Origin of the sequence: Streptomyces katrae, from assembly GCF_000966975.1 — a bacterium.
Taxonomy (GTDB): Bacteria; Actinomycetota; Actinomycetes; order Streptomycetales; family Streptomycetaceae; genus Streptomyces; species Streptomyces katrae.
Window position 1 is genome coordinate 1 of record NZ_JZWV01000713.1, and the last position, 11249, is coordinate 11249.

Genomic DNA, 11249 nt, shown 5'->3' on the forward strand with positions numbered 1-11249 from the left:
GGAGTACGGGCTGGGCCTGCTCACCAACGACCGCCGGCCCAAGCCGGCCGGGGCCGCCGTCGCCCGGATCGCCGCGGCCTGGCGGGGGCGGGAGCACCGCCCGCCCGTACGGTCCACCGCGCTCGCCCTGGACACCGGGTCGGGGCAGTCGGTCTGCGCCCCGGGCGGGGCCTTCTTCGAGGCCTGGGCGGTCCTGGCGGCGAAGGGGGTGCGTCCGGCGGTGGTGCGGGCGGAGCACGCGCAGGACCCGGGCCGGCTGGCCGCACGCGGCATCACGGAGGTGCTCCGCGTACGCGACGTCGTGGCCGGCCCCGACCGGCCGGCCCCGACCCGGCCCGGCACGGCCTGACGTCAGCCGCCCGCAGCGGCCCCGGCCCCGTCCCCCTGCCCCGAGGAGCCCCCGCATGTCCGACCCCGGCAACGGCGCCCGTCCCCGTACCGCCGCCTCCTTACGGCCGGCGCGCCGTACCGTCCTGGCCCTGGGCGCCGGGGCCGGTGCGGCCGCCCTGCTGCCCGCCGCCGGACCGGCCGAAGCCGCCGCCCCCGCCGCCGAGCCCGGCGGCCTCGCCCCGTACGCCTCCTACTGGTTCCCCGACTCCCTCCCCGCGGGCACGCCCGGGCCGGGCATCGTCTGGCGCTCCCTGAAGGAGTGGAGCCCGCAGGCGGATCCGGACCTGGCGCACAACACCGCGAGCGTCCCCCTGGCTCCACGGTTCACCCCCGTCCCGGCGAACGCGGACGCCCGTGCGGGCCAGGCCCGGATCTCCTCGCTCGTCTCGTTCGGGCCCACCTCCCGCAACCCCTCCCAGGGCTCGGCGACCGCCGACTTCTACGCGCTGACGCACTGGGCGTACCTCGACGAACTGGTGTTCTGGGGCGGTTCGGCCGGCGAGGGCCTGATCCTCGCCCCGAACGCGCCCGTGGTCGACGCCGCCCACCGCAACGGCGTGCGGGTCCTGGGCAACGTCTTCCTGCCGCCCGTCGCCTACGGCGGGGACCTGCGCTGGACGCGGGAGCTGGTCCAGCGCGGCCCCGACGGGCGCTTCCCCCTCGCGGAGAAGCTGGCCGAGGTGGCGCGGACGTACGGGTTCGACGGCTGGTTCGTCAACGCCGAGACGGACGGCGGGGACAGCGCCCTCGCCACGCGGATGCGGGAGTTCCTGCGCGCCCTGCGGGCCGCCGGGGAGCCGCACGGGCTGCGCATCACCTGGTACGACGCCATGAACAGCACGGGCGCGGTGGGCTGGCGGGGAGCGCTCGACGCGCTCAATCAGGAGTTCTTCGAGGACCGAGGGGGCCGGGTCGCGGACACGGTGTTCGTGGACTTCCGCTGGACGCCCGGTTCACTGGCCTCCTCCGCCTCCCTCGCCGAACGGCTGGGCCGCTCCCGCCACGAGCTGTGGGCGGCGGTGGACGTGGAGTCCAGGGGCTGGGACTCCGAGGTCCGCTGGGACGCGGTCGTGCCGCGCGGCCGCGACCACGTCGTCAGCCTCGGTTTCTACCGGCCCGAGTGGACCCTGGGCCACCTCGCCGACCGCTCCCCGGGCGCCTTCCACCGGGCCGACGACCGGTTCTGGACGGGCGAGTCCCTGGATCCGGCGCGGCCCGCGCCCGGTGCGGTCTGGCGGGCGCCCGCCACGGCCGTCGCCGACCCCGACCGGTCCACCGTCGGCGGGCTCCCGTTCGCCTGCTCCTTCAACACCGGGCACGGGCTGCGCTGGTACGAGGGGGGCCGGGCCGTCTCGGAGGAGCCCTGGAACCACCTCGGGCTCCAGGACGGGCTGCCGGGCCGCCGCTGGGTGGTGGACACCGCCGGGGAACGCCCGGACGTGTCCCTGGACTTCGCGGACGCCTGGCGCGGCGGCTCCAGTCTGCTCGTGGAGGGCTCTCTCACCGCCCCCGCCGCCGTCGGCCTGCACGCCGTCCGGCTGCCGCTGACCCCTTCCGCGGTCGCGGAGCTGGTCCACAGGGGCGGCCCGGGCCCGGTGGACGTCGAGCTCGGGGTCGCCGTCCGCGAGCCGGCCTCCCCGGGCGGGCAGGTCCCGTACACCTGGCTGCGGGCCGGTACGGCGGGCGGCGCCGGGGGCTGGCGGACCTCCCGGGTCCCCCTCGCGGCGCTGGCCGGGGAGACCGCGTACGCCCTTGCCGTACGGATCACCGCGCGCGGGAGGAGCCCGGTGTCCTGGCGGCTCGGAGCCCTGTCGGTACGCGACACCACCGCCGCCCGGCACCCGTCCCCGCCCTCGCTCCTGCGGGTCGACGCCTCGGCCCGCCGGGGCGCGGAGGCCGAGCTTCGCCTGTCCTGGCTGCGTGCTCCCGGGCCGGTCCGGCACTACGAGCTGTACCGGCGCCTGCCCGACGGCACCCGCCGCTTCCTGGCCGGGACCTGCGCCGCCGCCCTGTACCTGCCCCGCCTGGCCCGCGCCGGGCGGGAGCGGGAGGCCGCCTTCGAGCTGCGGGCGGTGGACGAGACCTACGCGGTCTCGGCCCCGGCCCGGGCGGGATTCCGGTGGTGAGGACTCAGCCGCCGTCCGGGCCGGTGCGCGGGACGGCCACGGTCACGCGAAGCCCGTGGGGCTGGTTCTTGGCGTAGGAGAGGGTGCCTCCGCCGGTGGCGAGCAGGGCGCGGGAGATCGACAGGCCCAGCCCGGAGCCCTTGACGTTCTGGTGACGGCCGCTGCGCCAGAAGCGGTCGCCGACGCGCAGCAGCTCCTCCTCGGTCAGGCCGGGCCCCCGGTCGGCGACGACGACGAGGGCGCTGGAGCCCTCCGCGGTGACGGAGACCTCGACCTCCTCGCCGGCGGGGGTGAACTTCAGGGCGTTGTCGATGACGGCGTCGAGCGCGCTGGACAGGGCGATGGGGTCGGCCCAGCCGGTGACGGCAGAGCGGCCCGTCTCGCTGAGCCGTACGCCCTTCTCCTCGGCGTACGGCCGCCAGGAAGCCACCCTTTCGGAGGCGAGGGCCGCGATGTCGGTGAGCTTGATCTCGGCGGAGGCGTGCTCGGCCAGGGCCAGGTCGAGGAGGTCGTCGAGGACCTGGGCGAGGCGTTTGCCCTCGGTGCGCACGGAGGCGATCTCCTCGTTGCCCTCGGGGAGTTCCAGGGCGAGGAGTTCGATCCGCAGGAGCAGCGCGGCGAGCGGGTTGCGCAGCTGGTGGGAGGCGTCGGCGACGAACGCCCGCTGCTGCTCCAGTACCTCTTCCACGTTGTCGGCCATCTCGTTGAACGAGCGGGCCAGGCGTCTGAGTTCCGGGGGTCCGCTGGCGGCCGCGACGCGGGAGTTCATCCGTCCGGTGGCGATGCCGTGGGCGGCGGCGTCCAGGGTGCGGACGGGCTTGAGCACCCAGCCGGTCAGGCGGAGGGCGGCGCCGAAGGCGGCCAGCATGGCGGCGGCCAGTCCGGCGGCGATGAGCAGCCAGCCGTGCAGGATCCGGGCGCGCATCTGATCGGTGGGTGATTCGGTGGCGACGACGGCGACCACGTCGCCGTCGAGGACGACCGGGGAGACCACGAGGAGCTTGCCGTTGACCTGCCAGGGCCAGACCTGTCCGGGGTCGTGGCTGCGGCGTCCGGCGAGGGCCTCCTCGAAGGAGCGCCGGGCCTCGTCGGAGTCGGGCAGCTGCCACCAGCCGGGAGCGCGGACCATGGCGTTGTCGTCGCGGTAGAAGATGCCGACGCGGATGCCGTACAGCTCGTGGTAGCGGGCGAGTTCCAGCTGGAGGGTGTCGCGCCGCTCGTCGGCGCCGGTGGCCCCGGAGCCCTCGGCGTCGATGACGAACTGGGCGAGGGCGGCGAAGCGGGCGCTGTCGTCGATCCGGTCGACCACCACCTTCTGCTGCTGGGCGGCGGCGAGGCTGACGGCGAGCGGGAGCCCGAGGGCGAGCAGCACGCCCGCCATCAGGACGACGAGGAGCGGGAGCAGGCGGGCGCGCACGGCGGGCCCCGCTAGGGCGCTGCCGGGGTGACGAGCCGGTAGCCCACCCCGCGGACGGTCTCGATGAGGGCGGGCATGCCGAGCTTGGAGCGCAGGGAGGCCACGTGGACCTCCAGGGTGCGGCCGGTGCCCTCCCAGCTGGTGCGCCAGACCTCGCTGATGATCTGCTCGCGCCGGAAGACCACCCCGGGCCGCTGGGCGAGCAGGGCCAGGAGATCGAATTCCTTGCGGGTGAGGGGGACCTCGGTGCCGTTGACGGTGACGCGGCGGGTGGGCAGTTCGATCACGACCGGGCCGAGGCGGACCACACCGGGGTCGCCGGGCGGCCCGTCGGTGCCGACCGTGTCCTCGGAGCCGCCGGTGCGGCGGGCGACGGCGTGGATGCGGGCGAGGAGCTCGCCGGTGTCGTACGGCTTGACCACGTAGTCGTCGGCGCCCATGTTCAGGCCGTGGATGCGGGAGCGGACGTCACCGCGGGCGGTCACCATGATCACGGGGGTGCTGGTGCGCTTGCGGATCTTGCCGCAGACCTCGTAGCCGTCCTGGTCGGGCAGGCCCAGGTCCAGCAGCACGACCCCGAAGGGCTTGGCCCCGGCGGGCAGCAGCGCCTGGAGGGCCTCCTCGCCGTTGCGGGCGTGGGTGACCTGGAAGCCGTGCCGCGCGAGGATCGCGGACAGGGCGGCGGCGACGTGGTCGTCGTCCTCGACGAGCAGCAGTCTCATGGTCGTCCCCCTCTCCTTCTCTCGCTCTTCGGATTCCGTTCGGATGGCAGATGGCCACCATGCATCCACGCCGAAGAAGAGTCCCACGTCAAGGGGGTTCCGGTCCGGCGCGTCTTCCGTTATGCACCCGGTACGCGTACAGCGTGCGTCCACGGGCCCGGGGCACGGAGCGTATCGGGGCGAGTCCCTATCGTTATCCTCAATTCTCGCTCAGATGTCGTGACGGTGTGCGCGCCCCGTCACTACTGTCCTGCCAACCGACGGAGGACGGAGCAAGAAGCCGATGAGCGGAGTATCAGTGGCCAAGGACGCGCAGGACGCGGCGGGCGCCGCGGACGGCCTGGTCGTACTGAGCAACGTCAACAAGCACTTCGGCGCGCTGCACGTGCTTCAGGACATCGATCTGAGCATCGCCCGCGGCGAGGTCGTCGTGGTGATCGGTCCTTCGGGATCGGGCAAGTCGACGCTGTGCCGGACCATCAACCGGCTGGAGACCATCGACTCGGGCACCATCACCCTCGACGGCAAGGAACTGCCGTCGGAGGGGCGGGAACTGGCCCGCCTGCGCGCCGACGTGGGCATGGTCTTCCAGTCGTTCAACCTGTTCGCGCACAAGACGGTGTTGCAGAACGTGATGCTGGGTCAGCTGAAGGTCCGCAAGAAGGACCAGGCGGCGGCGCTGGAGAAGGCGAAGTCGCTGCTGGACCGGGTCGGCGTCGGCTCGCAGGCCGACAAGTACCCCGCCCAGCTGTCCGGTGGCCAGCAGCAGCGCGTGGCGATCGCCCGGGCCCTGGCGATGGAGCCGAAGGTGATGCTCTTCGACGAGCCGACCTCGGCCCTGGACCCGGAGATGATCAACGAGGTGCTGGAGGTCATGCAGCAGCTCGCCCGTGAGGGGATGACGATGGTGGTCGTCACGCACGAGATGGGCTTCGCCCGCTCCGCGGCGAACCGGGTCGTCTTCATGGCCGACGGGAAGATCGTCGAACAGGCCACCCCCGAGCAGTTCTTCAGCAACCCGAAGAGCGACCGCGCCAAGGACTTCCTGTCCAAGATCCTGCACCACTGACGCCCGCGTCTGGTAGTGATCCGGTCGACGGCGCACGCCGTCGCACACGACGTGTCCAGCTCGTCGTGCAACAACGTCTCACCTGAGGGAAGTTCACCATGAAGGTTCTCAAGGCCGGCGCGGCAGTGGCCACGGCCGTCGTCCTCGCGCTGACGGCGACCGCCTGTGGCGGCGGCAGCAAGGACACCGCGAGCGACGCGGGGGCCTCCGGCGGCACCAAGTCGGACAAGATCGTCATCGGCATCAAGTTCGACCAGCCGGGCATGGGCCTGAAGACCCCGGACGGCAAGTTCGAGGGCTTCGACGTCGACGTCGCCACGTACGTCGCCAAGGAGCTCGGCTACCAGCCGGACCAGATCGAGTGGAAGCAGGCCGTCAGCGCCGAGCGCGAGAACCTGATCTCCAACGGCGACGTCAAGTTCATCGCCGCCACCTACTCGATCAACGACAAGCGCAAGGCGAAGGTCGACTTCGCCGGCCCGTACTTCCTGGCCCACCAGGACCTGCTGGTCCGCGCCGACGACAACTCGATCACCAAGGTCGAGGACCTCAACAAGAAGAAGCTCTGCTCCGTCACGGGCTCCACCTCGGCGCAGAACATCAAGAAGGACCTCGCCAAGGACGCCGACCTCCAGGAGTTCCCGGGCTACTCCGAGTGCCTGACCGGTCTGGAGAACAAGGCCGTCGACGCCCTGACCACGGACGACTCGATCCTCGCCGGCTACGCCGCGCAGGAGAAGAACAAGGGCAAGTTCAAGCTCGTCGGCCTGAAGATGAGCAACGAGAACTACGGCATCGGTCTGAAGAAGGGCGACAAGGACCTTCAGACCAAGATCAACGCCGCGCTCAAGAAGATGGTCGCGGACGGCAGCTGGGAAGCGGCCGTGAAGAAGAACCTCGGCCCGGCCAACTACAAGAACGAGCCTGCCCCGCAGATCACCGAAGGCAGCTGATTTCCCGGTGAGGTGCGCGCCGCCGCCCGCCCGTCCGCGGGCGGCGGGGCGCCTCACCGGCCATCCTGGGGAGAGCGCAGGGCATCGTGTTCGACTTTCTTGAATCCGGGCAGTACGACCTGCTCGGAGCCTTCTGGGTGACGGTTCAGCTCACCCTCTACTCGGCGGTGGGCTCCCTGGTCTGGGGCACCGTCCTGGCCGGGATGCGGGTCAGCCCGGTCCCGCTGATGCGGGCCTTCGGCACCGCGTACGTGAATCTGGTCCGCAACACGCCGCTGACCCTGCTGGTCATCGGCAGCTCGCTCGGCCTCAGCCAGACCCTCGGCATCAACCTGGGCGGCGGGACCTTCAAGGAGACCGGCTTCCGCCTCGCCGTCCTCGCGCTGACCGCCTACACCGGCACCTTCGTCTGCGAGGCACTGCGCTCGGGCATCAACACCGTGCCCGTGGGCCAGGCCGAGGCCGCCCGCGCGCTGGGGCTGAGCTTCTTCCAGGTGCTCACCCTGATCGTGCTCCCCCAGGCCTTCCGGGCGGTCATCGCGCCGCTCGCCAACGTACTGATCGCCCTCACCAAGAACACCACGGTGGCGGCGGCCATCGGCGTGGCCGAAGCGGCCCTGCTGATGAAGGAAATGATCGAGAACGAGGCGGACGCGCTCTTCGCCGTGTTCGGGATCTTCGCCCTCGGCTTCTGCCTGCTGACCCTGCCCACCGGTCTGCTGCTGGGCTGGGTGGCCAAGCGAGTGGCGGTGAAGCGATGAACTCGGTGCTGTACGACGTCCCCGGCCCCAAGGCCAAGGCCCGCAACTGGATCTACACGGCCGTCTTCCTGGTCCTGTTCGCGCTCGCCGCCTGGTGGATCCTGTCCGTCATGGCGGACAAGCACCAGCTCGACGCCGACAAGTGGACCCCCTTCGTCACCGACGGCCGGGTGTGGACCACCTATCTGCTCCCCGGGCTCGGGGAGACCCTGAAGGCCGGCGCGATCGCCATGGTGATCGCCCTGCCGCTGGGTGCCCTGCTGGGCATCGGCCGGCTCTCCGACCACGCCTGGGTGCGCGGCCCGGTCGGCACGGTCGTCGAGTTCTTCCGCGCCATCCCGGTGCTGATGCTGATGATGTTCGGCTACGCGTTCTTCGTGAAGTTCGTGCCCGCCGTGGCCTCCGACTTCCGGCCTCTGTACGCGGTGGTCACCGGTCTGGTGCTGTACAACTCGGCCGTCATCGCCGAGATCGTCCGCGCGGGTGTGCTCTCCCTGCCCCGCGGCCAGACCGACGCCGCCAAGGCGATCGGCATGCGCAAGGGCCAGACCATGGTCCACGTCCTGATCCCGCAGGCCGTCACGGCCATGCTGCCCGCCCTGGTCAGCCAGCTCGTGGTCATCCTCAAGGACACCGCACTCGGCGGCTCGCTGCTCGGCCTCACCGACCTGCTGGCCGCGAACCGGCAGATCTCGGCGAACTACACCAACACCATCGCCTCGCTCGTGGTGATCGCCCTGATCTACATCGCGGTGAACTTCGCCCTCACCTCCTTCGCCTCCTGGACGGAGGGCCGGCTGCGGAAGTCGAAGAAGAGCACCGGCGCCGTGGTCGCCGTGGCCGAGGTCGACGACCTGGCCACCGGGGCCAACTCGGCGGGTGTGGCGTAGGGGGCTGACGTCCGGTCAGTCCGGTATGACCCGTAGCCTGTGTGGTGCGGCGGAACTCTCCGCCGCACCACACTGCTTTGTCCGGACCCGGGTCACTTGACGCCGGAACTTCCAGTGGGTTGCATACGTTCTGTGATCACATACCGGACATCGGGAGCCGCATCATGGACCCGGTGATCGTCGTCGGCTCGGGACCCGTCGGACTCTCCCTGTCCCTCGCCCTGGCCGGCCACGGCGTGCCCTCCGTCCTCCTCGACGAGGGGCCCGGCAAGGACGAGCCCCGGCCCGCCCGCAGTGTCGTCCTGCACTCCGACACCGCGGCCATGGTCCAGCGCCTGGGCTGTACGACCCTGCGCGACGAGGGAGCCCGGTACGCGGCCTGGCGCACCATGAGGCGCCGTCAGGAGACCCGGCGGATCACGTTCGAGGACCACCCCGCGCCCCTGCACCTCCCCCAGCACGCCCTCACGCGCGGGCTGCGCGCCGCCGCCGGCGCACACCCCCTGGTCCAACTGGCCACCGACACCAAGCTGGAGTCCCTGGAGCAGGACGACCGCGGGGTCACCGCCCGCACCCGGGGCGGGGACACGACCTGGTGGCGCGGCAGCCACCTGGTCGGCTGCGACGGCGCCCGCTCCACCGTGCGCAAGCTCCTCGGCATCCGCTTCCCCGGCTGGACCGCCGTCGAGCGGCACGCCGTGGCCGCGCTGCGCGCCGAACTGCCCTGGCCCGGAGAGGCCTTGCTGCACCGCAACCCGCCGTCCGGGCCCGAGGAGATCACCGCCCGGCCGCTGCCCGACGGGATCTGGCGGCTGGACTGGCTGCTGCCGCCGCGCGGGGACCTCGTCACCCCGGACGCCCTCGTCACCCTGATCCGCGACACCCTGGCGCTGTGGTGCGGGGGCAGCACTCCCCCGTACGACCTCATCGACACGGGCGTGCACATCCAGCACCACCGCCTCGCCCGGCGCTGGCGCGACGGCCGGGCCTTCCTCGCCGGGGACGCCGCACACCTGCTGGGCGCGCTCGGCACCCAGAGCGTCGAGGAGGGGCTGCGCGACGCGGAGAACCTGGCCTGGAAGCTGGCCCTGGACTGGCACCAGGGCGCCTCCGACGCCCTGCTCGACAGCTACGAGGGCGAGCGGCGCACGGCAGTCGCCGCCCGGCTGCGCGCCGCCGACCAGACCATGCCCGTCCTGCGCGGCGGAGCCGGCCTGCGCAGCCTCCTGCCGGGTTCGGGCAGGTCGGCCGAAGGCCTGCTGACCGACGGGCACCTGGGCCGGGGCCCCCTGGGCGGCCGGCCGGTGTACGCGCCTCCGGTGGCCGTGCGCGAGGTCCCCACGGACACGGAGCCCGGCGGGCCCGTGGCGAACGTACCCGTCTCCGCGCCCGACGGGTCCACCGTCCCGCTGCGGGACCTGCTGGGCCGGGGGAAGCTGCTGGTGCTGCTGGTGGCGCCGGGCACCGGAGTGTGGGACCGGCGCCACTGGGCGGGGGCCGGGCTGATGCCCCGGCTCGCCGCGGCCGTGACCGCGCTGCCGGTCCCGGCCGAGCTGCTGGTGGCGGACGCCTACCCGGGGGCCCCGGCGCACACCGTGCTCCTGGTACGGCCCGACGGGCACCTCGCCGCGACCTTCGCGGGGGTCCGCCCGGCCGAGCTGTACGCGGCGGCGGACGCGGTGCGGGCGGGTGCTCCGGCGGGCGTCCCCGCCACACCCGCGCCCGTGATCGATTGACCGCCCTCGGCCACTCGTGGTTCACTCGCCGACATGACCGGCAACGACGTACGCCTGTGGCGGAGGGTTCACATGGACCTGCTCCGCTATGCGGGCTGCGTGTGTCGCCCCTCCTGCTGATTCGCCCCTCTCCCGCGCGCCCCGCTGCCCTTCCGGGCCCGCGCGCCCCTTTCGCGAACCCCCAGGACGGTCACGTTCCCATGTCTGCTCCCGTGCCCACGCACGCCCCCGCCCGCACCTCCGCCCCCACCGCGGCGGAACTCCTCGACTTCGCCCTGCGCACCGCCGCCGACCCCGAGATCATCGACTCCCTCCCCCTCGATCCGGAGGGCCGGACCTGGATCCGGCTCGACGGGCCGGGCGGCAGCGAGGCCTGGCTGATCGGCTGGCCGCCGGGCACCGGCACCGGCTGGCACGACCACGCCGAGTCCCGGGGCGCTTTCGCCACCGCCCGGGGCCGGCTCACCGAGCACTCCCTGACGGTGCGGCTGCCCTCGGAGGGGTGGCGGACCCTGGAGCTGACCCCGGAGGTGGACCGCACCCGCAGCCTCGGCGCGGTGACCGGGCGGGCGTTCGGCGAGCACCACGTCCACGAGGTGCTCAACGAGTCCGACTCCGAGCACGCGATCTCGGTCCACGCCTACTACCCGCCGCTCCCGCTGATCCGCCGCTACAGCCGCAGCGGGGCGGTCCTCAGGCTGGAGCACGTCGAGCGCCCGGCGGACTGGCAGTGAGCGGCGGCGCGGCCCCGGTGGGCATCGACGAGCTGCTGGAGCGGGTGCGGGCGACGTACACCCGTGTCGACGCGCGTTCCGCGTACGAGGAGTGGCGGGGCGGGGACGCCCTGCTGGTGGACATCCGCTACCAGGCGCTGCGCGAGCGGGACGGGGTGATCCCGGGGGCGGTGGTGGTGGAACGGAACGAACTGGAGTGGCGGCTGGACCCGCTGGGGTCCCACCGGCTCCCGGAGGCCGTCTCGCACGATGTGCGGGTGGTGGTGATCTGCAACGAGGGCTACGCGTCCTCGCTGGCCGCGGCCTCGCTCCACGCGCTGGGGCTCCGCCGGGCGACGGACCTCACGGGCGGCTACCAGGCCTGGCGCTCCGCGGGCCTCCCGACCGCCCCCGCCTGACGGTCGTCCGCTGCGCGGAGCCGTCTCCCCGCCCCGCCCTTCGCCCGTTCCCC

Annotated in this window: 11 protein-coding genes and 1 pseudogene; 10 read left to right on the top strand and 2 right to left on the bottom strand. The window is 72.9% G+C overall.

Annotated elements, in window-relative coordinates:
• Positions 1 to 349: pseudogene (locus VR44_RS24895) on the top strand (glycosyl hydrolase); the annotation flags it as partial.
• Positions 350 to 404: 55 nt separating this feature from the next.
• Complete coding sequence (locus tag VR44_RS24900; protein ID WP_045949822.1) at positions 405 to 2516, top strand: endo-beta-N-acetylglucosaminidase; 2112 nt, start codon at positions 405 to 407, stop codon at positions 2514 to 2516.
• Between the two features lie 4 nt (positions 2517 to 2520).
• Here VR44_RS24900 and VR44_RS24905 read toward each other — a convergent pair whose 3' ends face one another.
• On the bottom strand, positions 2521 to 3933 hold the full coding sequence (locus tag VR44_RS24905) for a sensor histidine kinase (protein ID WP_045949823.1): 1413 nt from the start codon (positions 3931 to 3933) through the stop codon (positions 2521 to 2523).
• A gap of 11 nt (positions 3934 to 3944) precedes the next feature.
• Entirely contained in the window at positions 3945 to 4655 is a 711-nt protein-coding gene (locus tag VR44_RS24910) for a response regulator transcription factor (protein ID WP_045949824.1), read from the bottom strand.
• A 283-nt stretch (positions 4656 to 4938) separates the two neighbouring features.
• Between VR44_RS24910 and VR44_RS24915 the strand changes: the two genes are divergently transcribed.
• The 8 genes from VR44_RS24915 to VR44_RS24945 all read left to right on the top strand — a co-directional run bounded on the left by VR44_RS24915 (position 4939) and on the right by VR44_RS24945 (position 11196).
• The gene (locus tag VR44_RS24915) at positions 4939 to 5724 is read left to right on the top strand and encodes an amino acid ABC transporter ATP-binding protein (protein ID WP_045949825.1); all 786 of its coding nucleotides are present in this window, start codon (positions 4939 to 4941) and stop codon (positions 5722 to 5724) included.
• Between the two features lie 98 nt (positions 5725 to 5822).
• A complete protein-coding gene (locus VR44_RS24920; protein ID WP_045949826.1) occupies positions 5823 to 6677 on the top strand; it encodes a glutamate ABC transporter substrate-binding protein in 855 nt (284 codons plus the stop codon).
• A gap of 86 nt (positions 6678 to 6763) precedes the next feature.
• Positions 6764 to 7438: an amino acid ABC transporter permease gene (locus VR44_RS24925; RefSeq protein ID WP_045949827.1), complete on the top strand. Its 675-nt coding sequence runs from the start codon at positions 6764 to 6766 to the stop codon at positions 7436 to 7438.
• Positions 7435 to 8328: an amino acid ABC transporter permease gene (locus tag VR44_RS24930; RefSeq protein ID WP_045949828.1), complete on the top strand. Its 894-nt coding sequence runs from the start codon at positions 7435 to 7437 to the stop codon at positions 8326 to 8328. The genes VR44_RS24925 and VR44_RS24930 overlap by 4 nt, the downstream gene beginning before the upstream one ends.
• A 164-nt stretch (positions 8329 to 8492) precedes the next feature.
• Entirely contained in the window at positions 8493 to 10064 is a 1572-nt protein-coding gene (locus VR44_RS24935; RefSeq protein WP_045949829.1) for an FAD-dependent monooxygenase, read from the top strand.
• Positions 10065 to 10136: 72 nt separating this feature from the next.
• Positions 10137 to 10184, top strand: a complete 48-nt coding sequence (locus VR44_RS48900; RefSeq protein ID WP_311314449.1) for a hypothetical protein — start codon at positions 10137 to 10139, stop codon at positions 10182 to 10184.
• A gap of 80 nt (positions 10185 to 10264) precedes the next feature.
• Positions 10265 to 10798: a cupin domain-containing protein gene (locus VR44_RS24940; RefSeq protein ID WP_045949830.1), complete on the top strand. Its 534-nt coding sequence runs from the start codon at positions 10265 to 10267 to the stop codon at positions 10796 to 10798.
• Positions 10795 to 11196: a rhodanese-like domain-containing protein gene (locus VR44_RS24945; protein WP_094191890.1), complete on the top strand. Its 402-nt coding sequence runs from the start codon at positions 10795 to 10797 to the stop codon at positions 11194 to 11196. Before VR44_RS24940 ends, VR44_RS24945 begins: the two co-directional genes overlap by 4 nt.
• The last annotated feature ends 53 nt before the right edge of the window (positions 11197 to 11249 follow it).